General features: G+C 42.1%; 23 protein-coding genes and 1 other RNA gene. 21 read left to right on the top strand and 3 right to left on the bottom strand.

The window, feature by feature from the left end:
- Positions 1-344: 344 nt before the first annotated feature.
- Complete coding sequence (locus T356_RS0107660) at positions 345-938, bottom strand: hypothetical protein (protein WP_026513999.1); 594 nt, start codon at positions 936-938, stop codon at positions 345-347.
- A gap of 377 nt (positions 939-1,315) precedes the next feature.
- Between T356_RS0107660 and T356_RS18755 the strand changes: the two genes are divergently transcribed.
- The 16 genes from T356_RS18755 (at position 1,316) to T356_RS0107580 (ending at position 18,067) form a co-directional block, all read left to right on the top strand.
- Complete coding sequence (locus T356_RS18755; protein WP_051563258.1) at positions 1,316-2,641, top strand: right-handed parallel beta-helix repeat-containing protein; 1,326 nt, start codon at positions 1,316-1,318, stop codon at positions 2,639-2,641.
- 139 nt (positions 2,642-2,780) lie between these two features.
- Positions 2,781-3,224: a restriction endonuclease gene (locus tag T356_RS0107650; RefSeq protein WP_035780676.1), complete on the top strand. Its 444-nt coding sequence runs from the start codon at positions 2,781-2,783 to the stop codon at positions 3,222-3,224.
- A complete protein-coding gene (locus tag T356_RS0107645) occupies positions 3,224-4,045 on the top strand; it encodes a DNA-3-methyladenine glycosylase family protein (RefSeq protein ID WP_242846574.1) in 822 nt (273 codons plus the stop codon). The genes T356_RS0107650 and T356_RS0107645 overlap by 1 nt, the downstream gene beginning before the upstream one ends.
- A gap of 36 nt (positions 4,046-4,081) precedes the next feature.
- Positions 4,082-5,677: a xylulokinase gene (locus tag T356_RS0107640; protein WP_026513996.1), complete on the top strand. Its 1,596-nt coding sequence runs from the start codon at positions 4,082-4,084 to the stop codon at positions 5,675-5,677.
- Positions 5,678-5,724: 47 nt separating this feature from the next.
- The gene (locus tag T356_RS0107635; protein ID WP_026513995.1) at positions 5,725-6,423 is read left to right on the top strand and encodes an L-ribulose-5-phosphate 4-epimerase; all 699 of its coding nucleotides are present in this window, start codon (positions 5,725-5,727) and stop codon (positions 6,421-6,423) included.
- Between the two features lie 112 nt (positions 6,424-6,535).
- Positions 6,536-7,363: a transketolase gene (locus T356_RS0107630; protein ID WP_026513994.1), complete on the top strand. Its 828-nt coding sequence runs from the start codon at positions 6,536-6,538 to the stop codon at positions 7,361-7,363.
- Positions 7,360-8,301 carry a transketolase family protein gene (locus T356_RS0107625; RefSeq protein WP_026513993.1) on the top strand — a complete coding sequence of 314 codons (942 nt, stop codon included), beginning with the start codon at positions 7,360-7,362 and terminating at the stop codon, positions 8,299-8,301. The genes T356_RS0107630 and T356_RS0107625 overlap by 4 nt, the downstream gene beginning before the upstream one ends.
- The gene (gene rpe, locus T356_RS0107620; RefSeq protein ID WP_026513992.1) at positions 8,298-8,954 is read left to right on the top strand and encodes a ribulose-phosphate 3-epimerase; all 657 of its coding nucleotides are present in this window, start codon (positions 8,298-8,300) and stop codon (positions 8,952-8,954) included. The genes T356_RS0107625 and rpe overlap by 4 nt, the downstream gene beginning before the upstream one ends.
- Positions 8,955-9,086: 132 nt before the next feature.
- Positions 9,087-10,115 (top strand): PhnD/SsuA/transferrin family substrate-binding protein, encoded by a 1,029-nt coding sequence (locus T356_RS0107615; protein WP_026513991.1) that lies wholly within the window; start codon positions 9,087-9,089, stop codon positions 10,113-10,115.
- A 131-nt stretch (positions 10,116-10,246) separates the two neighbouring features.
- A complete protein-coding gene (locus T356_RS0107610; protein ID WP_026513990.1) occupies positions 10,247-11,122 on the top strand; it encodes a methionyl aminopeptidase in 876 nt (291 codons plus the stop codon).
- Positions 11,123-11,152: 30 nt separating this feature from the next.
- Complete coding sequence (gene metG / locus T356_RS0107605; RefSeq protein WP_026513989.1) at positions 11,153-13,183, top strand: methionine--tRNA ligase; 2,031 nt, start codon at positions 11,153-11,155, stop codon at positions 13,181-13,183.
- 143 nt (positions 13,184-13,326) lie between these two features.
- The gene (locus T356_RS0107600; RefSeq protein ID WP_026513988.1) at positions 13,327-14,274 is read left to right on the top strand and encodes an alpha/beta fold hydrolase; all 948 of its coding nucleotides are present in this window, start codon (positions 13,327-13,329) and stop codon (positions 14,272-14,274) included.
- Positions 14,264-14,743, top strand: a complete 480-nt coding sequence (locus T356_RS0107595) for a GNAT family N-acetyltransferase (protein ID WP_026513987.1) — start codon at positions 14,264-14,266, stop codon at positions 14,741-14,743. The genes T356_RS0107600 and T356_RS0107595 overlap by 11 nt, the downstream gene beginning before the upstream one ends.
- A gap of 3 nt (positions 14,744-14,746) precedes the next feature.
- Entirely contained in the window at positions 14,747-15,568 is an 822-nt protein-coding gene (locus T356_RS0107590; RefSeq protein WP_026513986.1) for a YesL family protein, read from the top strand.
- 194 nt (positions 15,569-15,762) lie between these two features.
- Positions 15,763-16,872 carry an ABC transporter ATP-binding protein gene (locus T356_RS0107585; protein ID WP_026513985.1) on the top strand — a complete coding sequence of 370 codons (1,110 nt, stop codon included), beginning with the start codon at positions 15,763-15,765 and terminating at the stop codon, positions 16,870-16,872.
- A 106-nt stretch (positions 16,873-16,978) separates the two neighbouring features.
- The gene (locus T356_RS0107580; protein WP_026513984.1) at positions 16,979-18,067 is read left to right on the top strand and encodes a PucR family transcriptional regulator; all 1,089 of its coding nucleotides are present in this window, start codon (positions 16,979-16,981) and stop codon (positions 18,065-18,067) included.
- A 45-nt stretch (positions 18,068-18,112) separates the two neighbouring features.
- Here T356_RS0107580 and ffs read toward each other — a convergent pair.
- Together ffs and T356_RS0107575 are read right to left on the bottom strand one after the other, a co-directional pair.
- An RNA gene (gene ffs, locus T356_RS21835) (signal recognition particle sRNA small type) lies at positions 18,113-18,212 on the bottom strand.
- 81 nt (positions 18,213-18,293) lie between these two features.
- Complete coding sequence (locus T356_RS0107575; RefSeq protein ID WP_026513983.1) at positions 18,294-18,701, bottom strand: RrF2 family transcriptional regulator; 408 nt, start codon at positions 18,699-18,701, stop codon at positions 18,294-18,296.
- A gap of 104 nt (positions 18,702-18,805) precedes the next feature.
- Between T356_RS0107575 and tadA the strand changes: the two genes are divergently transcribed.
- From tadA to T356_RS0107550, 5 genes are all read left to right on the top strand, one after another.
- Complete coding sequence (gene tadA / locus T356_RS0107570) at positions 18,806-19,342, top strand: tRNA adenosine(34) deaminase TadA (RefSeq protein WP_026513982.1); 537 nt, start codon at positions 18,806-18,808, stop codon at positions 19,340-19,342.
- Entirely contained in the window at positions 19,342-20,892 is a 1,551-nt protein-coding gene (locus tag T356_RS0107565; protein WP_026513981.1) for a DUF3502 domain-containing protein, read from the top strand. The genes tadA and T356_RS0107565 overlap by 1 nt, the downstream gene beginning before the upstream one ends.
- Before the next feature lie 111 nt (positions 20,893-21,003).
- A complete protein-coding gene (locus T356_RS0107560; protein ID WP_026513980.1) occupies positions 21,004-23,295 on the top strand; it encodes a hydratase in 2,292 nt (763 codons plus the stop codon).
- Positions 23,296-23,315: 20 nt separating this feature from the next.
- Positions 23,316-24,884, top strand: a complete 1,569-nt coding sequence (locus T356_RS0107555) for a glycoside hydrolase family 9 protein (protein ID WP_026513979.1) — start codon at positions 23,316-23,318, stop codon at positions 24,882-24,884.
- A gap of 150 nt (positions 24,885-25,034) precedes the next feature.
- The gene (locus T356_RS0107550) at positions 25,035-25,829 is read left to right on the top strand and encodes an alpha/beta fold hydrolase (RefSeq protein WP_026513978.1); all 795 of its coding nucleotides are present in this window, start codon (positions 25,035-25,037) and stop codon (positions 25,827-25,829) included.
- Positions 25,830-25,838: the final 9 nt, after the last annotated feature.

Below are 25,838 nucleotides of genomic sequence, written 5' to 3'. Positions count from 1 at the left end.
AAGGAAGACATGAATTTCAGGCGTTACCTATATAGAGGAAGTGAGAATGTTCTGGCACAGAGTGCGCTCTTGGCAATAGCATTTGACATCAATAAGCTCCATCATAAGATCATGTCCAAGCGGACGGGAACACACCTTTTCGAACTGAAAAAAGCGTCATAAATTTAAAATTTCAAAATGAAATATCTAAAATAGTGCCGGTAAACCAATCGGCTTATTAAAGTACGCTTCATAATGGAGCGTATAAAAAAGCATGCTATAAAAGCCCTAATTATGGGCATGAAGAAGGGGCTTCGCCCAGATGATTAATCATCTAAAGCGACAGCCCCATTTTTTAATCTATTTTACTGTGGATATAATCCCCAGAAAGATTTAATTTTAAAATCTGTAGTGCTAAGGCTGAAATCCTGAAACCAGATATTTCCGCCATCAATGCAGGCTCCTTGGCTGTTAAACCATATTTCATCTACTGACCACTTTTCAAGTGAATCGAATAGTTCTTGTTCATAGTTTGCGCTTTCGGCATATTTTACAAAGTCTTCCTTTGTGTTACATACTTTACCATCGCTATCTGCAACAGGATAATTGATCATGTCGCCAATGGCGTTCCAATCCTTTGCAAGTGTCAGGTCTTTTATCTTTTGAGCATAATCACATACATCTGCATAACTGGCTTCTGTAAATACCGAACAATCAAAATCGGAAGCTTTACTGCCTGAAGAATCATCAGAGCCTTCATCTACTATATTATCAATATCTCCGGTATTGTCAGTCGGTGCTTCGTCGGATTCCGGAATGGCTTCCGGATCTTCACTTATTTCAACCGATTCCGAAGTAACAGGTTCTTCGGGAGTTGCAGGTGTTGATTTGTCACTGCATGCCATACAAAATGTTGATACTGAAAATGCTAAACAAAGTATCAATACTCTTTTTTTCATGAGTAAATCTCCTTTCCTTTAACAATTAAAAATATTAACACAAAAAGTAACAAATGTAAACGTTTTTTAAGTAAATGTACAAATGTGTGTAATATATAGGTGATATCATGGCTATTTTGAACGCGGGAGATGAGAATGACGTATATAAATTCTATAATTGATCAACTTGCACAAAGGCGTAAAAGGCGATGAAAACTGCGGCTGTGAAAAGATAAACGAAACCGTTTTAGTAAATATGTCGGTTTGAGAAAGGTTAAGTTTGTTAATAATTCCATTCACAATTGTAATAAAATATGCTAATGTATTTGTACGAGGCCGTTATAAATATATACATAACCAACAAAGAAAAGAAAAGGAGAGAACAGAAGAGGATGCAAATGAAAAAGATACTTAGATTGGTTGCATCATGCACATTTATTGCATGTCTGACCCTCTATGGCGACATCGGGACAACACCCGTAAATGCAAAAGAGCCTATCCGCGTTGGTTCGCAAGGGGCAAAAACTATTGAGGATGCGATTGAAAATGCGAATGAAGGGGATACAATCATAGTTCCGGCAGGAGTTTACAAGGAACAGATCAGTGTAGAGACTGACGGAATCACTATTATCGGAGAAGACGGAGCGGTACTGGAAGGATCAAAGATAACACCTAAATCAAGTGATGATTCGATGATCTATATATGCGCTTCGGATGTAACAATTGATAACCTTGAAATTAAAGGTTTCACTTTGAATAAACCTTCAGGAAGTGTTTGCCCTAAGGGTATATGTGTAGATGAAGGTTCGGAAAATATTACGATCCAGAATTGTGAAATTCACGATATGGGATGCATGTATTCCAAAAAATCAGATGACTACAACGCGCACGGTATTCTGGTAGACGGAAGTCTTAAGGAACCAACAAAGAACGTTACTATCACAAATTGTGAGGTGTACGGCCTGCGCCTTGGAAACAGTGAAGCGGTTGTAGTAAACGGAAACGTTGAAGGATTTGAGATCTCTGGCAACACAGTGCATGATTGCGATAACATTGGTATTGACGCAATCGGATTTGAGAAGACAACAAAAGATAACAGAGACAGAGCAAGAGCAGGAAAGATCTGCAATAACACAGTTTACAATATTTCCTCTAAAGATAACGTGACATATGATGAAGCTTGCGCAGACGGTATCTATATTGACGGAGGAACAGACATAGACGTATTTGATAACTATGTCGAGAATTGTGACCTTGGAATTGAAATCGCTACAGAGCACAAGGGTGTTATGGTTGAAGATATCAGAGTAAACAACAACGTAGTGATCAACGGCGGTTTGGCAGGAATCAGCATCGGTGGATATGATACAAAGAAGACCGGTGGAGCAAAGAACTGTGTAATAACAAACAATACAATATATAACACGAAGGGTGCATGCTTCCTTGTTCAGTATGCATGTGATTCTTCAAATAAATTTAAGAACAATCTCGTGATCGCAGAAGGCAGCGCAGATCCTTATGAAGAGGCATTTAAAGATAAGAGCCGCGGAAACGATGTTTCAGACAATCTTTCTAATATAGAATTTGATGGCGCTAAGAAAGGTGCTAAAAAGATTGATGTTGAATTTACTTCCGCAAATAGGAACGAAGGAACTGCAACAGTTAAGACTTACACGGATATTTCAGGTTACGGATCCACTAATACAGTACTAAAAAATAGATAAATCGTTTAATAAATACCCCCGCTTTTTTCAGCGGGGGTATTTTATGCAAAAATATATGGGGATTCCGATGTTTTAACCATATGAGGATTATGGTAAAATATAAGGCAATGGCTTTACAGGCTATGTAGCGGAGATTCCTATGGTGAGAATATACATATATGCGGCAATCGGAATTGCGATAATAGCGATTGCAGTTTTTATCGTCAGTTACATTAAGAAATACAGGAAGAAGCCACTTCCGATGGACGAAATGGAAGGGCATGATTTTGAGTATTATTGTGCGGATCTGCTCAAGGCCAATGGTTTTTCCGAAGCATCCGTAACAAAAGGAAGCGGAGATTTTGGCGCTGATATTCTTGCTGAGAAGGACGGGATAACTTACGCGGTTCAGTGTAAGTGCTATGACAAACCGATCGGTGTTAAGGCAATTCAGGAAATATATGCAGGCAGAGATTATTACAGCAGGATGGTCGGCGTGGTCATGACCAATCAGTATTTTACGCAACCTGCAGTTGAACTTGCACAGAAACTCAACATTATGTTGTGGGACAGAGGTTACCTCGACAGTATGGATAAGGCATAATGAAGATTGAAATATTTGATGATTTTGATTTAAAGAAAATTGCAGACAGCGGACAGTGCTTTAGATTTAATGAGTGTGGTGACGGTTTTGATGTCACGGCTTTAGCAAGACATCTTTTTATAAGAAAATGCGGAGAGTTCGAATACGAACTGGATTGTGCTCCTGATGAGTACGAGAATTTCTGGAAAGATTATTTTGACCTTGATCTTGATTATAGAAAGATACGAGGCAGGATAGACAAGGATAAAGACAATTATCTGTACTGCGCCGCAGAATTTGGTAAAGGCATCAGGATTTTAAGGCAGGATCCGTGGGAGATGCTGATATCTTTTATCATATCGCAGAGAAAAAATATCCCGGCGATAAAGGCTTCAATAGAAAAGCTTTGTGCCGCGGTTTCGAGAAATATAGGAACAGACAGGGAAGGAAGACCGATTTATGCTTTTCCGACGCCGCAGGAACTGGCAGAACTGTCTGATGAAAAACTTTCTTCCTGTAGCCTTGGTTACAGGGATAAATATGTGAAGCAGGCTGCGCTTGATGTTGCAAGCGGCGCGGTCTCGCTTGATGATTGGGGAAACGCCTCGGATGAGGAACTTATGACCGGACTATTGGGGTTGTTCGGTGTTGGGGTTAAGGTGGCAAACTGTGAGATTTTATTTGGGTATCACAGACTTGATGCCTTTCCGAAGGATGTTTGGATCAACAGAGTGCTTGAGCTTAAGTATCCAAACGGCTTTAGTTTTGATAAATATGCTCCTTACAATGGAATAATGCAGCAGTATCTGTTCTATTATTCCAGAAATAACGGGCTTATTTAATAAAGGGTTACAAATACAATAAAAGGAGAAGGAGTTATGAGTGACGCAAAAAAGGCAATTGCCGAAGGCAGTACATTTCTGGGAATAGAGTTCGGCTCTACCAGAATCAAGGCAGTTCTTACGGACAAAGAGTACAATTCTCTTGCATCGGGTTCGTTTAGCTGGGAGAACAAACTGGTTGACGGAATCTGGACGTATGGACTTGATGACATCAAAGAAGGTGTGAGAGCTTGCTACAAAGGTCTTAAAGAGGACGTAAAGAACAAATACGGCGAGGACCTTACCACAGTGGGAGCAATGGGTGTTTCCGCTATGATGCACGGATATATGGCTTTCGATAAGGATGGAAAGCTCCTTGTTCCTTTCAGAACGTGGAGAAATACCATTACGGAAGAAGCTTCGGACAAGCTTACAGAAGCTCTGGGATTCCACATTCCGCAGAGATGGAGCATTGCACATCTGTATCAGGCAATTCTTAATAAAGAAGAGCATGTGGGAAAAATTGATTTCTTTACAACATTGGCAGGTTATATCCATCTTTTGCTTACAGGTGAAAAAGTTCTGGGTATCGGCGATGCTTCGGGAATGTTCCCAATAGATTCCAAGACTTGTGATTACAACGCAGGAATGCTCGATACTTTTGATAATCTTTCTGAGGTAAAGAGTGCCGGAATAAAGATCCGCGATATTTTGCCCAAGGTGCTTTGTGCTGGCGAGCGTGCAGGAGTGCTTACCAAAGAGGGAGCTCTTTTCCTCGATCCCGAAGGAACTCTTAAAGAGGGCGTGTCTGTATGTCCTCCCGAAGGAGATGCGGGAACCGGTATGGTTGCTACTAATTCTGTTGCTAAGAGAACAGGAAATATTTCTGCAGGAACATCTGTATTTTCAATGGTTGTTCTCGAACACGATCTTTCCAAGGCATATCCTGAGCTTGATATAGTAACAACACCTTCGGGTGAGCAGGTTGCGATGGTTCATTGTAACAACTGTACTTCAGATCTGAACGCATGGGTATCACTTTTCAGAGAGTTTGCAAAAACATTCGGACAGGATATCAGCGATGACGAGCTCTACGGAGGGCTCTATAAAAAAGCTATGGAAGGAGATCCCGATTGCGGCGGACTTCTTGCATACAACTATTTTTCGGGAGAGAGCATTACGGGATTCAATGAAGGAAGACCTCTTTTCGTAAGAAAACCCGATGATGCATTCAATCTTTCGAACTTTATGAGGACACACCTCTATACAGCGCTTGGAGCGCTTAAGCTTGGAAATGATATTCTTATCAAAGAGGAGAAAGTAAAAGTTGATTTCTTCTTTGGGCAGGGAGGATTTTTCAAGGTAAGAGGAGCCGGAGACAAGGTTATGGCTGCGGCACTCGGAACAACAATAAAGCTTATGGAAACTGCGGGAGAAGGCGGCCCTTGGGGACAGGCTATTCTTGCGGGATACATGATGCAGAAAGAGGAAGGCGAGAGCCTTGAGAAGTACCTTAGTGATAAGGTGTTTACAAATGTGAGCGTGGAAACATGCGAGCCTGAGGAGAAGGACGTCAAAGGATTTGATGAGTTTATCAAGAACTATTCGGCGGGACTTGCTGTTGAGAAGGCAGCTGTCGAGTCACTCAGATAAAACATTTGGCAAAAAACATGATTATAAAATGATTACGGGGTACAGATATGTTAGAAGAACTTAAAAAGAAAGTATATGAAGCAAATATGCTTCTTCCTAAGTATGGACTTGTCTTGTTCACATGGGGAAACGTCAGTGAGATCGACAGGGAAAAAGGACTTTTTGTAATAAAGCCGAGCGGAGTTGAGTATGACAAGATGACACCGGACGATATGGTGGTAATGGATCTTGACGGAAACAAGGTTGAGGGAGATCTTTCTCCTTCTTCCGATACGCCCACACATCTTGAGCTCTATAAGGCGTTCAAGGAAATCGGTGGCGTTGTTCACACTCATTCATCCTATGCAACGAGCTGGGCACAGGCAGGAAGAGGAATTCCCTGCTACGGGACTACACATGCGGATTATTTCTACGGGGAGATCCCTTGTGTAAGAGCGCTTACAAAAGCTGAGATAGAGTCTGAATATGAGAAAAATACAGGACTTGCGATCGCGGCAGAGTTTAAGCGTCTTAATATAGATCCAATGGCGGTTCCTGGTACTTTGTGCCAGAACCATGGTGTCTTTACATGGGGAAAAGATGCGGCAGAAGCGGTTCACAATGCAGCCGTTGAAGAAGAAGTTGCAAAGATGGCGTTCAGGAGCGAGGTTCTTAATCCGGAGATCAGCGTGATTTCGTCAGACCTTCAAGATAAGCATTATTTTAGAAAACATGGCGCAAATGCCTATTATGGGCAGAAAAAGTGATAATGATAAAACTTAGACAAAGTGCGTGGTAGACGAAACAATGTGGCATGTGATACATTGAAAATGCAGTTTGTCTTTGAATATTACGGAAAGGAAATAATTCAATATGGCTATGACCAATCAGGAACTACAAAAGACGGCTAATGAAGTAAGAAAAAGCATAATAACGGCACTTCATGCAGCCGGAGCAGGACATCCGGGCGGATCTTTATCTTCAACAGATATTTTCACATATCTGTATTTTGAGGAGATGAATGTTGATCCCAAAAATGTTGCGGATCCCGACAGAGATCGTTTTGTTCTTTCAAAGGGACATTGCGCACCGGGACTTTATTCAGTAATGGCAGAGAAAGGTTATTTCCCTAAAGAGGAACTGACAACGCTTCGTAAGCTTGGTTCCAGACTTCAGGGACATCCAAGTATGCAGTATCTTCCGGGACTTGATATGTCCAGCGGATCACTCGGACAGGGAATCTCAGCAGCTTGTGGAATGGCACTTTCTGCAAAGCTCGATAAAAAAGATTTCAGAGTATATACGCTTCTTGGTGACGGAGAGCTTCAGGAAGGTCAGGTATGGGAAGCAGCTATGTTTGCAGGCTTCCGCAAACTTGATAATCTTGTTGTTATTGTTGATAACAACGGTCTTCAGATTGACGGACCTGTAGATAAGGTATGTTCACCTTATCCTATCGATAAGAAATTTGAAGCGTTCAATTTCCATGTTATTAATATAGACGGACATAACTTTGATGAGATCAAGGCAGCTTTCGAAGAGGCTAAGAATACAAAGGGTATGCCCACAGCGATCATAGCGCACACTGTTAAGGGCAAAGGTGTTTCCTTCATGGAGAACCAGGCAGGATGGCACGGAAAAGCTCCTAACGACGACGAGTACAAACAGGCTATGGAAGAATTGGAAAGGATAGGTGCGGCACTATGAGCGAAGTAAAGAAGATTGCAACAAGAGAAAGCTACGGTAATGCTCTTGCGGAGCTTGGTGATGAGTTCCCCAACCTCGTTGTTTTGGACGCGGATCTGGCAGCATCAACCAAGACAGCTGTTTTTCAGAAAAAATTTCCTGAGAGACATATAGATTGTGGTATTGCAGAGTGTAACATGATGGGAATCGCAGCAGGACTTGCGACAACAGGAAAGATTCCTTTTGTAAGTTCTTTTGCCATGTTCGCTGCAGGACGTGCATTTGAACAGGTACGTAACTCAGTTGGATATCCTCATCTTAATGTAAAGATTGGTGGAACACATGCCGGAATCACAGTAGGTGAAGACGGTGCCAGCCATCAGTGTAATGAGGATTTCGCTCTTATGAGCGTTATTCCAGGAATGGTTGTTATGTGCCCCGCAGATGATATTGAAGCAAAGGCATGCGTTCGCGCTGCTCTTGAGCACGAAGGACCTGTTTACATCAGATTCGGACGTGCTGCATGCAGTATCATTAACGACAGACCCGATTACAAGTTTGAAATCGGTAAAGGATCTGTGATCAAAGAAGGTACAGATGTAACTATCATTGCAACAGGTATCTGCGTTGATTCAGCAATCGGTGCAGCTGAGAAGCTTGCTGCTGACGGAATTTCAGCAGAGGTTATCAATATTTGTACTATCAAACCTCTTGATAAAGAGCTTGTTATCGCTTCAGCAAAGAAGACCGGCAAGGTTGTAACTGTTGAGGAGCACTCTGTTATCGGCGGACTTGGAAGCGCAGTAAGTGATGCTCTTTCAGAGAGCGCACCTACTCCTGTTAAGAAGCTTGGAATGCAGGATAAGTACGGTGAGTCCGGTACAGCAGGTGAGCTTGTTCATAAGTATGGTCTTGATGCAGATGGAGTATATGCTTCAGTAAAGGAATTTCTTAAATAATGAATATATTGAGTTCTTCAATTCTGTCAGCTGATTTTGCTCGACTGGGATCGCAGATCGAAGAAGTCGATAAGGCTGGCACCCACTACATACATATTGATGTCATGGATGGAATGTTTGTTCCTTCTATTTCGTACGGAATGCCGATAGTTAAGAGCATAAGGGGAATAACCGATAAGCTTTTTGATGTGCATTTGATGATAGTGGACCCGATACGTTACATAAAAAACTTTGTAGACGTGGGGGCAGACTCCGTGACCTTTCATCAGGAAGCTACAGATGATCCTATGGCGGTTATAGATGAGATACATAAATATGGCAAAAAAGCCGGTATAGCAATTAAACCGGCAACACCCATAGATGCGATCGTACCTTATTTGGAAAAGGTTGAGATGGTGCTCGTCATGACTGTTGAGCCGGGATTTGGCGGACAACAGTTGATACCGGAAAGCCTTGATAAGGTAAGGGAGCTGAGAAAGCTTATTGATAAGAAAGGGATTGATGTCGATATTCAGGTAGACGGAGGCATTTACATCGATAATGTAGAGGAAATATTGGAGGCTGGTGCGAATGTGATAGTATCCGGTTCAGGTATTTTTAAAGGCAATATTTCTGAAAACGTGAAGACATTCAGGAAGATATTATCGGAATAACAACCTACGCATTGACAAAAAAACATAAATAAAATACAATTTTTGTATAAGCTGCAAGTGGCTCATGTGCATAGCGCATGAGCCATTTTTTCCAAGATATACCATTTTTATGGGTGTTTTACTGGAGGGGCTATGAGGAGATTTACTTCGTCTGTCGTTGCTTTTTTGTTATGCATTGCTGTTTCAGTGGGATGCGGTTGTTCTTCTTCCTCCCAAAAAGTCGAGAAATCAGTTCCGAAACTTACAATTGGGTTTGTGAGATCTGTTGATGAAGAGGAAATAATAACTGCCACCGAACCACTCAAGGATCTTTTAAAAACTGAGATGATGAAGCAGGGCTACTATGTGAGAGAAGTCGAAATAGTAGTTGGAAATAAATACGAAGCAATTGGCCGAAAACTTGCTACCGGAAGTATAGAAATAGGATTTATTCCGGGAGCTACATATGTACTGTATGAAGGATATTGCGATATTATCCTGACAGCGCTTAGGAAGGGACTATCCATTGAAAGTTCCGAGCCGAGAGTGTGGAATGAGAACGCACCGACAAGTTCTGTAGATAAGACGGTAACTTTTTATCGTGCTCTCATTTTGGCGGGACCGTCGGATCTGGGTAAAGCCCTGGCGGCTAAGGTGAATGATGGTGAGGCTCTTACATGGGAAGAGTTGAATTCACTTAAATGGGGAGTGATGAACTCAACTTCGCCGGCCGGATATTTATATCCGTCTCTTTGGTTAAAAGAGAAATATGACAAGCGAATCAACAATCTTTCGCATGTAACAGAAGTAGATACCTACAGTACTGCATTTAAAGGACTGTCATCGGGCACTTTTGATGTAATATGCATTTACGCGGATGCAAGGCGCGATTTCGAGGGCAGATGGAAATCTGAATTCGGAAGGGACGACAGCATCTGGAGCGAGACGAATGTTATCGGCGTTACAAGCGGAATTTACAATGACACTGTGTGCGTGAGCAGAACATCAACTATAATGGATGAAGGATTGAAAGAAGCCATCAAGCAGGCTTTCATAAATATTGGCGATAGTGATGAAGGTAAAAAGATCATGTCTTTCTATAAACATGTCGGCTATGTTGAGGCCGATCCGGAAGATTATGAGCCAATGAGAGCTGCGCGAGAGATTAACAATATTAAATAATATAGGTGTTAGGTATATGACTTATGACGCCACAGACACAAAGGTAACAAGTGTCTGTGGCGTTAATTGACATTTGGGGGGCGAAAAGGCATACTATATTTGTTAAATTATAAAGGGGTAGAAGGCGGAGAATGTACAAGAGACTTGAAAGAAATGATCCGTGTTGGTGCGGAAGCGGTAAGAAATATAAGACATGTCATGCATCATTTGATGATAAGATTATTCAGCTTGAGCATAGCGGTTTTAGAGTACCGTCAAGAGAGCTGATAAAAACACCAAAAGATATTGAAGGAATAAAGAAGAGCGCGGTTATAAACATGGCAGTGCTCGATGAAATCGGTGAGAAGATTCATGCGGGAATGTCAACTCAGGAGATAGATGACATTGTTTATAATACAACCACGAAGATGGGAGGAATACCTGCAGATCTTAATTATGAAGGATTCCCCAAAAGCGTATGCACTTCGATAAATGAAGAAGTGTGTCATGGAATCCCTTCTGAAGATATTATTTTACAGGATGGAGACATCATAAACGTCGATTGTTCAACAATTCTTGACGGATATTACTCCGATTCTTCGCGAATGTTTTGCATAGGAAATGTTTCTCCGGAAAAGAAGAGACTTGTTGATGTTACTAAAGAGTGCCTTGAAGAGGGACTTAAAGCGGTGAAACCATGGACCCCCATCGGTGATATGGGACATGCAGTGCATCAGCATGCGCTTAAAAACGGATATACAGTTGTAAAAGAGATAGGCGGACACGGTTGCGGTAATGACTTCCATGAAGAGCCTTTTGTAAGTTTTGTCAGCAAACCCGGAACCGGAATGATCATGGTTCCCGGAATGGTATTTACTATTGAGCCTATGGTAAATATGGGAACTGATGAAATCTTTTGCGATGATGATAACGGTTGGACAGTTTACACGGCAGATATGAAACCTTCGGCACAGTGGGAAGTTGAGCTTGTTGTGACCGAGACGGGTTATGAACTGCTTTGTTGGTGATAAATTTTAGTTAGAAGGGACGAACAGTAAATGCAGAATAAAGGTAAATATTATATAACTACAGCGATAGCATACACATCAGGAAAGCCTCATATCGGAAACAGTTATGAGATTGTCCTTGCAGATGCTATTGCAAGATATAAGAGAAGAGATGGATACGATGTTCATTTTCAGACAGGATCTGATGAGCACGGCCAGAAGATAGAGACAAGAGCAATCGAGGCAGGATGCAGCTCACCCAAGGAGTTTGTTGACGGAGTTTCAGATACTATCAAGGGACTTTGGAATCTCATGGATACATCTTATGACAGATTCATCCGTACAACAGACGAGGATCATGTTAAGCAGGTCCAGAAGATCTTTAAGAGATTCTACGATCAGGGAGATATCTACAAGGGATCTTACAAGGGAATGTACTGTACAGAGTGTGAGGCGTTCTATACCGAGGGACAGCTTGTTGACGGTAAGTGTCCTGAATGTGGAGGCGATGTACATCCCGCAGAGGAGGAAGCATATTTCTTCAAGATGAGCAAATATGCCGACAGACTTATTGAGCATATCAATTCACATCCGGAATTTATACAGCCTGTTTCCAGAAAGAATGAGATGATGAACAACTTCCTTCTTCCCGGACTTCAGGATCTGTGCGTATCAAGAACATCATTTAAGTGGGGAATTCCTGTAGATTTCGATGATAAGCACGTTGTATATGTTTGGCTTGATGCACTTTCAAACTATATAACAGGTATCGGATATGACGCAGAGGGCAATAGCTCTGAAGAGTACAAGAAATGGTGGCCTGCGGACCTTCACCTTATCGGTAAAGATATTATCCGTTTCCATACAATTTATTGGCCTATTTTCCTTATGGCACTCGGCGAGCCTCTTCCTAAGCAGATTTTTGGTCATCCATGGCTTTTGCAGGGCGGCGAGAAGATGAGTAAGTCCAAAGGAAACGTTATCTATGCGGATGACCTTGTAAGCTTGTTTGGCGTAGATCCTGTAAGATATTTTGTTCTTCATGAGATGCCTTTTGAAAATGACGGTGTTATTACATGGGATCTTTTGGTTGAGAGATTTAACTCAGATCTTGCAAATACTCTCGGTAATCTTGTAAATCGTACTATCGCCATGAGCAACAAGTACCTTGGCGGAGTTATCGAAGACAAGGGTGTAAAAGAGGCTGTTGATGATGATCTCAAGGCTGTTGTAACAGGCTGCTACGACAAAGTAGAAGCAAAGATGGATGAGCTTAGAGTTGCAGATGCTCTTACAGAGATCTTTACACTCTTTAAGAGATGCAACAAGTATATAGATGAGACTGAGCCATGGGTTCTTGGAAAGGATGAGAGCAAGAAAGACAGACTTTCAACTGTTCTGTACAATCTTGTTGAATCGATTTCAATAGGAGCGGCTCTTCTTGACCCTTATATGCCCGAGACTGCCGCTAAGATCAAAGAGCAGATCGGTGCTGCAGACAGAGAATTTGATACACTTAACAAGTTCGGTCTGTACAAGAACGGAACAAAGGTTTCAGAAAATCCTGAAATGCTCTTTGCCCGCAAAGATCTCAAGGATGTGCTTGAGAAGGCTGCGGAGATTACAAAGAAACAGAAAGCAGAGTATGAAGCAGCACAGAAAAAGGCTGCAGAGAATCTTGCAAAGGCAGGACTTGCACCTCTTCCTGCAAAGACAGAAGAGTCTGAAAGTGCTGTTATAGATATTCCCGCAAAGGATGAGATCACTTATGAGCAGTTTGGAGCTATGCAGTTCCAGGTTGGAGAGATCATCAAGTGTGAAGCTGTTGCAAAATCAAAGAAGCTTCTTTGTTCACAGGTAAAGATCGGAAGCCAGGTAAAACAGATTGTTTCCGGAATAAGAAAGTACTACACACCTGAGGAGATGGTAGGCAAGAAGGTAATGGTTCTTGTGAACCTCAAGCCCGCAAAACTTGCAGGAGTTGTTTCCGAAGGAATGCTTCTTTGTGCAGAGGATGCAGAAGGCAATCTTGCACTTATGACACCTGAAAAAACAATGCCTTCAGGAGCTGAAATCTGTTGATAATTTAATGGCAATTCGTGGTATCATATAGATAGGATATAGGTGTTTTGAAAACGAAAATACGTACATATTTTATGTTGAGTGTAATGAGCTTTTGATACTTATATCTTTCCAAAAACCAAACATGTTGGGAGGGATTTCTTATGGTACGCAAAGAGGAACTGACTTACAAATCACGTGACAGGCAGACCATGCTTAATGCAGTAAGATGGATTCCCGATGGGCAGCCGATTGCAATTCTCCAGGTTATTCACGGGATGCAGGAGTATACCGACCGCTATGATGAGTATGCGCGTTTTATGGCAGAGAACGGCATAATGGTCATAGGAAATGATAATCTTGGACATGGTAAGTCGGTAAATCCGCCAAGCAGTACCTATGGATATTTTTGCAAGAACGATCCCGCGACGGTTTTGGTGCGCGATGCGCACAGGTTAAAGAAGATGACTCAGGAAGAGTTTCCCGGAGTGCCGGTTTTCATCCTGGGACACAGCTTTGGTTCTTTTATAGCAAGAGAATATATTACACGATACGGAACCGGAATAAAGGGTGCCATAATTCAGGGTACGGCGTACACTACCAGAGGTACGCTGGGAGCCATGAATTTCTGGATCTCACTTCTTCAGTTTTTCTTCGGTGATAAGCATCGCTCGAAGATGATAAATGACATGGCTTTTAAGGGCTATCTCAAGAAGATAGAGAAACCGAGAACTCCTTATGACTGGTTGTCACATAACACGGAGAGTATAGATAAGTATATTGCCGATCCCGCTTGTAACTTTGTTTTCACATTGAACGGGTTCAAGACAATGGCTGAGCTCCTAAAGAGAATACAGGATGAGGACAGGATGGAAGATATTCCAAAGAGTCTTCCGGTGCTCATAACGGGCGGAAGCGAGGATCCTGTAAGCTCATACGGAGATGCACTCAAGAGACTCTGTGATATATACAGACTCCAATTACAGATGAAGAATGTTGATATAAAGATTTATGACGGTTATCGTCATGAACTTCAACAGGAGACAGGAAGAGAAAAAGTATTTGCAGATCAGTTGGACTGGATCAAGAAAGTGATAAGCGGTGAAAATTGATACATCAAAAGTAGTCGTTAGATGTGCATATAATTCTGATTGGGACGGGGCAATGAAACTTGCGTGGAGAACATTCGCCAGGTTTGATGCCCCTGACTATTCGGAAGAAGGAATAATAAATTTTCGAAACTTTGTGAGAGATGATACTCTGCGCAAAATGTTTGTCGCGGGGCACTATCAGCTTTTTGTCGCAGTATGTGACGGAAAGTATCTTGGAATGATCTCACTTAGGGAAAAGATACATATATCGCTTTTGTTTGTTGATGGGGACTACCATTGCAATGGAATTGGTAGGGCCCTTATTAAATTTGTTGCTGAGTATGTGTTGACTGAAGAGGGCGTAGACAGGCTCACAGTTAATTCATCACCGTATGCGATTGATTTTTATCACAGGCTTGGGTTTAGAGATACACATAAAGAGACGGTCGCCGACGGAATAAAATTCACACCGATGGAATTGAGGTTATGACAAATGAGAAATTTTTTTAGTATGGACAGTCCCTTTGTGGCGGGGCTCACAAAACTTGCCGACATTATGTGGCTCAATGTATTGACACTTATTTTTGCGATTCCGCTGATCGCAGATGTGATCTTTGTTATGGGACCGGCGGTTTCTCCTCTTATGACGGAGGGCGGTCAGTTTAGCTATGATATTTTTGTGGCTGCCGTAATGTGGACATGGATAATCGGAATTCCCTGTTCGGCAATATTGGGGCCTGCATGTACTGCCATGCACTTTGTCTTACTTAAGATGGTAAGAGAAGAAGACAGCTATGTGACAAAGACATTCTTTAAGTCATTCAAGGATAACTTCAAGCAGGGAATCGTCCTTCAGGTTATCAAGTTTGTTGTGGGCGGAATGCTCATTCTTGACTTCCTTATTCTCAGAAGCAGAGGCGGATTCTACAGATATGTTGTTGTAGGAATGTTTGCAATCTTGTATATAGTGGGACTCTACATCTTTCCTCTTTTATCAAAGTTTGTGAATACCAATGTGAAGACAATCAAGAATGCATTTATTCTGGCGATAGTCGCACTTCCGAGATCAATAGCGATGGCTGTGGTTTCATTGATTCCGCTTGTTTTGGCATATTTCTTCGATCTTAAGATAGTTCCTGTTTATGTACTTGTGGGAATAGCCGGACCTTCATATCTTTCAGCAGTTCTTTATAATCCTACGTTCAAGAAGTTTGAGCCTAAGGAAGAGGTGCTTTCTGAGGAAGAAGAGATGAATGCGGCTATCGGTAAGCTGGACGAGATGAATGAAAAAGATTCAGAGGATGAAACTAACTGATTGGCAAGTTGCATATAGAGATTTGAAATTATTCGTCAACATTACGGAATTGGAAAAGAATTTTTATTTCAATTAGCACATTTGCTAATGAATAATAAAATATTTGTGGAATAAGTGAATAGTCAATAAAGTGAGTCAAAGTTATACTAAGTTCTATCATAAGCTATGTAATGAATTAGGAGGAATTTAAGGTTATGGCAAGTTTATCACTTGAGAATGTTTGCAAAGTATATCCCAACAAGTTTGAAGCTGTTAAGAACTTCAACCTTCAGATTGAGGATAAAGAATTTATTATTTTCGTAGGACCTTCAGGATGCGGAAAGTCAACAACTCTTCGTATGATTGCAGGACTTGAGGATATCACATCAGGTACTCTTAAGATCGGTGACAGAGTAGTTAATGATGTAGAGCCCAAGGACAGAGATATTGCGATGGTATTCCAGAACTACGCTCTGTATCCTCACATGACAGTATATGATAACATGGCATTCGGACTTAAGCTCAGAAAGGTTCCGAAGCCTGAAATAGATAAGATGGTTAAAGAGGCAGCTAAGATCCTCGACCTTGACAAGCTTCTTGATCGTAAGCCTAAGGCTCTTTCCGGTGGACAGAGACAGCGTGTTGCTATGGGACGTGCTATCGTTCGTAATCCTAAGGTATTCCTTATGGACGAGCCTCTTTCAAACCTTGATGCTAAGCTTCGTGTACAGATGAGAACAGAGATCGCTAAGCTTCACCAGAGACTTGGCACAACAATCATCTACGTTACACATGACCAGACAGAGGCTATGACTCTTGGAACAAGAATCGTAGTTATGAAGGACGGTCTTATTCAGCAGGTTGATACACCTCAGAACCTCTATGAGAAGCCCGCTAACCTCTTCGTTGCAGGATTCATGGGATCACCTCAGATGAACTTCATCGATGCAGAGGTTGTTGTATCAGGCGACAAGGCTAGCCTCAGAGTAGCAGATCAGCTCATCGAGCTTCCTCCTGCAAAGGCTAAGAAGGTTATCGAGGGTGGTTACGCTGGAAAGACTGTAACATTCGGTATCCGTCCTGAGGATGTTGATGATTCAGAAGTTGTTGTAAGCACATCAAAGGCTGTATTCGAGTCAACAATCAACGTATACGAGCTTCTCGGTGCAGAAGTTTACCTTTACTTTGATCTTGATCAGTTCCCTATTACTGCAAGAGTTGATTCTCGTACAACAGCAAGACCCGGCGATAAGGTTAAATTCGCATTTGATGTTGAGAAGATTCACATCTTCGACAAAGAGACAGAAGAGACTATCACAAACTAATATTGTGATTGAATTATTAAGGAGTCATGCGACGCATGGCTCCTTATTTGTTTGATAGGAAATTCCTGTGATATACTTAATATAGGTTCTTTTGAAAGGAGAAAGCATGATTTCAACACAGACCATAAAAGGAAGTATAAGCGAACTCGGAGCTATAACCAAAGTAGAATTATGTGTTATGGATCTGGGGGGAGAAGTTGTCGCTGCTACAAGCGAGATAGGTTTTTCCGATGTTTCCATAATAACAAGTTTCGCTTCGTCTCCGGTTGATTCACAGGTAATAGGTGATATTCATCTGTTTAAAGTTTTGGACGATGGAGAGCCTTTATACATTTTGCTTTCAAAAGGCGACAATGAGCAGGCGTATATGGTGGGAAAGATTGCGGTGAGTCAGCTTCAGGCGCTTGTTCTTGCGTACAAGGAAAGGTTTGACAGAAATAATTTTTTCCAGAATCTGCTTCTTGATAATATGCTCATGATCGACGTATATAACAGGGCAAGAAAACTCAAGATAGAGGTAACTGCGCCAAGGACGATAATGCTGGTTGAAACAGGACGTACAAAAGATAGCAGTGCCAGAGAACTTTTGACGAGTATGTTTGCGCCGAGCTCGGGAGATTATGTCACTGCGGTCGATGAGAACAGCATTATCATTGTAAAGTCGCTTGGTAAAGGCGAGAATTATGATGATATAAACAGAATCGCCACAACTATCGTAGATATGATGAGCACAGAAGCACTTTTGAACGTAAGAGTGTCTTACGGAACAATAGTTGAAGAAATAAGAGATCTCAGCAAGTCCTTTAAGGAAGCCAAGATGGCACTTGAAGTCGGAAGGATATTCAACGCTGAGTGCAGGGCAAACGGGTATAATACGCTCGGAATAGGAAGACTTATCTATCAGCTTCCGGAGAGCCTTTGCAAGATGTTTATAGATGAGATTTTTGAAGACAGAGAGATTCCGAGTAATCTTGATGAAGAGACTTTGAATACCATCGCGAAGTTTTTTGAGAATAATCTTAATGTATCCGAGACATCGAGACAGCTCTTTGTACATAGAAATACTCTTGTTTACAGGCTCGAGAAACTTGAAAAGAGTTGCGGACTTGATGTTAGGAAATTTGATGATGCGCTCACTTTCAAGATTGCGCTGATGGTACTTAATTACATGAAATATCTTAGGGATAGGGAATAAAAGAAGAGCGATCCTGTGAGGGATACATGCACGTTTGCTCCCGGCACTGCGCAGGCGACCTTACAACACATGAAAGGTTCTGCTTAGTGCTGCTTCGTTCCCGACCTGACACGGTTCGCAGATTTTCATTGCATAAGACCCACGCGTACACGGAAGGACTGCTACATGCACCCTTCACAAGACCGCTTTGATTACTATACTTTTTTTTGACCGTAATGTCAATTTGTTATTGTTGTATTAGATCCTTAAGGGTATAGCTGTCGATGTATTTATTTACGACTTCATCAAGCCCTTTCCAGAAATTTACTGAATTACACGTGTCGGTTCGCGGGCATGTTACCCCGTTTTCATAAGCGACACATTCGACAGGAGTGAGAGTCCCTTCGACAGTTCGGAGAACATTGCCGACATTATATTCCTCAGGGCTATGAGCAAGACGGTAACCGCCGTTACTTCCGCGCATGCTGTTCAGGTAACCAGCTTTGTTCAAGGTGGCAACAATCTGTTCCAGATATTTGATGGGGATGTTTTGTCTCTGGGAAATGTCTTTTAGCGCAATGAAATTGTCATTGCCGAAGCTGGCGAGATCAATCATTACCCTCAAGGCATATCTTCCCTTAGTGGATATTCGCATAAAAAACCTCTTTATACAGATAAATTGATATAATATAATAATTCGTATATCATATGATAACAGAATTACTACCATTTTGCTAGGAAAGAAGCAGATCTATGAAAATGCAGCCAAAGTCCAAAGGGGTGGATAAAGAAAAATGCACTGAGGACGAGCTTAAAGATATTAAATATATGAGAGCAGCCATTAACCAGGCTAAGAAAGCTTACGCTCTCGGAGAAGTTCCGATAGGATGTGTTATAGTATATGAAGACAAGATAATCGGACGCGGTTATAACAGGCGAAACACTGATAAGACGCCGCTTGCGCATGCTGAGATAACTGCAATACGCAAGGCCGGCAAAGTCATAAAGGATTGGCGACTGGAAGGGTGTAAGTTGTATGTTACTTTGGAACCGTGCCAGATGTGCGCGGGGGCGATAGTACAGGCAAGAATACCGGAAGTTATCATGGCAGCCGAGAATCCTAAGGCCGGATGTGCCGGATCGGTCATGGATATTTTGAACAATCCGGATTTTAATCATCAGGTCGTGGTGAAAAAAGGTGTACTGGAGAGTGAATGCAGTAAACTGCTTAAAGATTTTTTTATAGAGCTGAGAGCAAGAAATAAAGCTGAGAAAGAGCAGAAAGGGAAGCTTTAGTGAAAAGGAAGATAACTGCGCTGGTTATGACAGCAGTAATGACAATAAGTTCGATGGCATGCGGTAGTAGCAAGAAATCTGCATCGGATTTTCAATATCGCAATATAGATATTTCGGGACCTACGGTTACGATTACTTATTTGACCATAGGTGACAAGCCGATAAATGGAATGACTGAGAAGGTATTGGAAAAACTTAATGAGCTTCTTTTGAAAAAAGCAAATGCAAAGCTCGATATTTACTATATTGGATGGAATGATTATCTGGAAAACTACGACAAGACGCTTGATATGGGAAATGTTAATGTGGATCTTGTTGCTGCCGGAAGTGACTGGCTTGATGCATGGCCGAACGCGGTGAAGGGTAATTTTTTGCCGCTTACAGATGATATGCTTAAGACATATTGTCCTCAGACATACAGATATGTTTCCACAACAGACTGGAAGAGCTGTTCATATGACGGAAGAATATATTTCATTCCGGAAAATGAATATACACAGTGGATCAATGATGGTTTTGTATATAGATCTGATATTGCTAAGAATGCGGATATCGGCGAGATACAGGACTGGGATGATCTTACAAGATACTTTAAGTATATAAGGGATAAGAACCCTGAGATGATTCCATGGGATGCAGACGGAAAGGGAGCTGAACAGACTCTCGGATATATTATGTCTGAGACCAAGTACACTCCGATATACGAGCTGGGTGCTTACGGAGTGTGGGGAATTTACAAGGATATTCCCAATCTTATAGTTTCACCTTATTTATCAGGACCGACTCTTGAGAATTATGCCAATCTTATGAAGCAGTGGAATAAGATGGGCGTTTGGAGAGAGGATTTTAAGGATTACAAGGGAGAAAATACGGCGTTTTATAACGGAGACTCCGCAGTTGTACTGGCCAATACAGAGGATTTTTATACCAAGATAAAGCCGAATATGAATATATATCAGCCCGAATCCAATGTTAAATTTTTCTGGTTCGGAAAAAATGAAAATCTCGTAAAAAGAAGTATTCTTCACGGTGCAATAGCGGTTTATTCCAAGTCAAAGAACCCTGAAAGAGCGCTGATGGTATATGACATATTGAGAAACGACCGTGAATGTTATAATCTGATCCGCTACGGAATAGAAGGCGTGCAGTATCAGATAACTCCCAGAGGAACGCTTGAGAAGCCCAGTGGTTACAATGATGAAAGAGACGGCATAACAACCAACTTCTGGTGGGGAAGAAGAGATGCATATGAGATAAAAGATTCCAGTTATCAGTGGGATGATTACAATGAGCTTCTGTCAGAATATAACAAGATAGCAGTAGATTATCCTTGGGACAGGACGCCGTTTTCGACGACGACTATCAGTCAGAGGATACAGGACGTTACCAAAGTGTGCGACAAGTACATTCCCGAGATCGCGTACGGCAGATACGAGAATACGGCTAAACAGGAGGTTGAGGAATTCAGAAGAGAACTGAAGGAAGCCGGTATAGAGGAAGTAACGAAATATTTGCAGAGTATTTATGAAGCTAAATATATAAATAATTAAAAAATATCATACATATAACAGAAAAATTATGATAAAATAGCGGCTATGTAATTGTATACATGTATGACGCATTAACGCATTGATTTATCAGAGTAGGTAGGAGGAGTAGCAATGGTAACAACACTTGAACATGGATGTTATCTTATAAATGGAAACACAGTAGTACCGGATGATGCTGAAGCTACAGCGGTTCTTGCATCTAACGGAATATCAGAGGATGCAGCTAAGAGTGCAAAAGAGAACACAATAGCATATGGAATTCTCAAAGAGCACAATACTTCCGGAAATATGGAGAAGTTATGCGTTAAGTTTGATAAGCTTACTTCACACGATATAACATATGTCGGAATCATTCAGACAGCAAGGGCATCGGGACTTGAGAAATTCCCTATTCCCTATGTACTTACAAACTGCCACAATTCACTTTGTGCGGTTGGCGGAACAATTAATGAAGATGACCATGTATTCGGTCTTACAGCTGCTCAGAAGTATGGCGGAATCTATGTACCTCCTCATCAGGCGGTTATCCACCAGTTTGCCAGAGAGATGCTTGCAGCAGGCGGAAGCATGATCCTTGGATCTGATTCACATACAAGATACGGTGCTCTCGGAACAATGGCTATCGGAGAGGGCGGACCGGAGCTTGTTAAGCAGCTTCTCGGACAGACATATGATGTAGATATGCCCGGAGTTGTAGCTATTTATCTTGAGGGAGAGCCCAAGAAGGGTGTAGGTCCTCAGGACGTTGCACTTGCAATCATCGGAGAGGTGTTCGGAAGCGGCTATGTAAAGAATAAAGTAATGGAATTCGTTGGCCCCGGTGTAGAGAAGCTCAGTGCAGACTTCAGAATCGGTGTTGATGTAATGACAACAGAGACAACATGTCTTTCATCAATTTGGCAGACAGACGATACAATCAAGGAGTTCTATGAGATTCACGGAAGAGTAGGTGATTACAAAGAACTCAAGCCCGGAAAGGTTGCTTACTATGATGGTCTTGTTAAGGTTGACCTCAGCTCGATCAATCCTATGATCGCTATGCCTTTCCATCCAAGCAATGTATATGAGATCGCAGAAGTTAACCGCAACGCTGCTGATATTCTCGCAGATGTTGAGAAGAGAGCAAAGGTTAGCTTTGGTGACAGTATTGAATATTCACTTCAGGATAAGATCAAGAACGGCAAGTTTATTGTCGAGCAGGGAATAATCGCAGGTTGTGCAGGCGGTGGATTTGAGAACATCTGCGCTGCAGCGGATATTCTTAAAGGTCACTTTATCGGAAATGACAGATTTACACTCAGTGTATATCCTGCTTCAACACCTATCTTTATGGAAGTTGTTAAGAACGGCGCAGCTGCTGCAATTCTTGAGACAGGTGCAATACTTAAGACTGCATTCTGCGGACCTTGCTTCGGTGCAGGTGATACTCCCGCAAATAATGCATTCAGTATTAGACATTCAACAAGAAACTTCCCTAACCGTGAAGGATCTAAGGTTCAGAACGGTCAGGTTGCTTCGGTTGCACTTATGGATGCAAGATCTATTGCCGCAACTGCAGCTAATCAGGGTGTTCTTACACCTGCTACAGAGTTTGACGGAGAACTCAAGAAATACAAGTATCACTTTGACAGTGAGATCTACAAGAACCGTGTATTTGATTCACACGGAGTTGCAGATCCTTCGGTTGAACTTCAGCTCGGACCCAATATCAAGGATTGGCCTAAGATGTCAGAGCTTCCTGAGAACATGGTGCTCAGAGTTGTATCAGAGATCCATGATCCTGTAACAACAACAGATGAGCTCATTCCTTCAGGTGAGACATCATCTTACAGATCAAACCCTCTCGGACTTGCCGAGTTTACATTGTCAAGAAAAGATCCTGCATATGTAGGACTTGCAAAAGAGATGCGCGCAGCACAGGATGCTCTTGTAGAGGGCAAAGATCCTATAGCTGCATGGGGCGAACTTAAGGGCGTAATGGAAGTGATCGGCAAGAAGTTCGACGGAGTAAACAATGACAACGTTGGATTCGGATCGACAATCTTTGCGGTTAAGCCCGGTGACGGATCTGCGAGAGAGCAGGCTGCATCTTGCCAGAAGGTTCTCGGCGGATGGGCAAACATCGCCAATGAATATGCAACAAAGAGATATCGTTCAAACCTTATTAACTGGGGTATGCTTCCTTTTGTTATCAAAGAGGGCGAGCTTCCTTTCAAGAACAAAGACTACATCTTCCTTCCAGGAATCAGAGATGCGGTTAAGAATAAGGACGAAGTTATCAAGGCATATGCTGTTGCAGGCGATGCTATAACAGAGTTTGAATTAAAACTTGGTAATCTTACCGATGACGAAAGACAGATAATTCTTGACGGTTGCCTTATAAACTACAATCGAGTTAAGTAAAAAAGGGACTGGTAATTTATATGTTTTCTGTTATGAGGCGGAAAAACAGAATAACCGCGGCAGTACTGATACTGTCGATTATTGGAAGCGTCGCAGGCTGCGGCGCTTCTTCTGCTGAAAAACAGGAAGATAATACCGAGAAAGTCCAGGCAGGAGCAGAAAAGGAGACAGGCGCCGAATATGCGGTCCCCGAGCAGATTCCAAAAGCTCTTACCGATCAGATCGGTTATAAGACGGATTCTGTGAAAACAGTCATTCTGCATGGCAAAAGACTTCCTAAGACTTTCAGTATAAAAGAGATTGGGACAAAGGAAGAGAAATACACCGGAGATGTGGTAAAGACGGTCTATAATAATGAGACGGAAGAATTTACCGGAATCGGCTATTTTACAGATTTAAAGGAAGATGGGGATTATTATGTCAGTGCGGACATAATAGGAGAATCATATTCTTTTACCATATCGGAAGATGTATATGCAGACCTGTTTAACGAGGCTTGCAAAAAATATTACATCAATAGATGCGGTACCTCGTTGTCAGAGGAATATGCGGGGGAAAATGCACACAGTGCCTGCCATACGACATCTGCTCATATGCAGGAGCATCCTGAGACAGAGATAGATGTTACCGGAGGGTGGCATATGGATGAGCAGGCTGACAGGGATACGACGGTTGGATGCAATGTGGCGGAGAATCTGCTTCTTGCATATGAGATAAATGAGGCTTCATTTACAGATGATGCGGGAATTCCGGAGAGTGGAAACGGGATACCGGATATTCTGGATGAAGTCCGCTATGAAGTTGAGTGGCTGCTTAAAATGCAAGATGCAAAGACCGGAGGAGAGTATGGCGCAGCACTTACGGACAGTACAGGTGGCGGAGATGTGATGACTTATCCGGTATCAGTCACACCTGTATCTATGGAGGCTACCATTAATTTTGCATCTGTTCTTGCAAAGTTTAGTTATATTTATCAGAAGTATGACGGAGAGTTTGCGACAAATTGCCTTAGGGCTGCGGACAGGGCGTGGAGCTGTTTTTTCTATAATCAGAAAGCGCAGGACAATACAGCTGTATTCAAGGCTGCTGCGGAGTTGTACAGAGCAACGGGAAATGCTGCTTATGAAGCGGTTTTGGAGGATTATTACAACAGATCCGATTTCAGTCAGATATTTAATGCGGATGAGAACATTCTGATCGGCGCAGTGACTTATCTTTCGACGAGTCAGAAAGTTGATGTGTCAAGGTGTGAGTCACTCATGAAGCTTCTTATGGAGCGGGCCGAGGGAATTGCACAAAAAGCGGGACAGTCGGCATATCTTGTGACTGATCACGGTGAGAGCGACTTTGGAAGATTGCTGGAAGACATGAGGTGCCTGACCATAACCGACCACATCATATATAATCATGAGTATACGACTATTATTGAGAATCATGCGCATTTTTTGATGGGTGCCAATCCGAAAGCCGTTAATTATGTTTCGGATGAAACGGAGAGAACCTACACGGATGAAGCAACCGTCGGAATACTGAACGATCCTCAGGCAGATGCGCTTTTGGTATTCATGCTTAGTATGCTAGTGTGCTGACACGTTGACAATTTGATAAATTACTTGTGAAATAATTCATGTACTAGTGTGAGCACTAAATATATTTAGAGAGGAACAAAGCATTTTTTGCAATATATATGCAAGCTGTGGGATTTGCATGACCATTTGCATGGTGCTATAGTTAACCAAATGAATGTAAATATTAATGGACTAAATATAAACTACATAGATGAAGGAACGGGGCCTTTACTCGTAATGCTTCACGGATGGGGCTCCAATATAGACCTTTTTGCGGGTGTAATTAATTTTGCCAAAAAAGGTTATCATGTTGTGGCAATGGATATGCCGGGCTTTGGTAAGAGCGATGAACCCAAAGAACCCATGGGCGTAGAAGATTTCATGAATTTCGTGATCGACTTTGTAAAGACTCTTTATCCCGATGACAAAGAGATAATCTTCCTCGGACATTCCATGGGAGGAAGGATAATCATAAAGCTTGCTTCGGGAATAAATGAAGGAAAGCTTTCTCCCGGATTTACGATTCCCAAGATCATACTTACGGATTCAGCGGGAGTTATTCCTGTTAAGACCAAGGCACAGCAAAAGAAATCCAGAAGATACAAGTTCTATAAGAATCTTATTACAAAGAGCGGCCTTTTAAAACTTGATCCAAAGGCGCTCGATAAGCTTCAGAAGAAGTTTGGAAGCGCTGATTATGCTGCGGCTTCTCCTGTAATGAGAAAGAGTCTTGTAATGGCGGTAAACGAGGATATGGTTCCTTACATGCCTTCTGTTACACAGCCGGTTCTCTTGATCTGGGGAGACAAGGACACGGCGACACCGCTGTCAGACGGACAGAAGATGGAAGAGCTTATGCCTGAGGCAGGACTTGCGGTCATAGAGGGAGCGGGGCACTATTCATTTATTGATAACCTCTATGTTTACAACAAGATTCTCGGAAGTTTCCTTGGGTTAAAGAATTAAGGAGAGGGA

It is taken from the genome of Butyrivibrio sp. LB2008 (assembly GCF_000621565.1).
Taxonomy (GTDB): Bacteria; Bacillota; Clostridia; order Lachnospirales; family Lachnospiraceae; genus Butyrivibrio.
The sequence above is the reverse complement of the archived record's forward strand: the minus strand, read 5'-3'. Positions and strand labels throughout refer to the sequence as shown.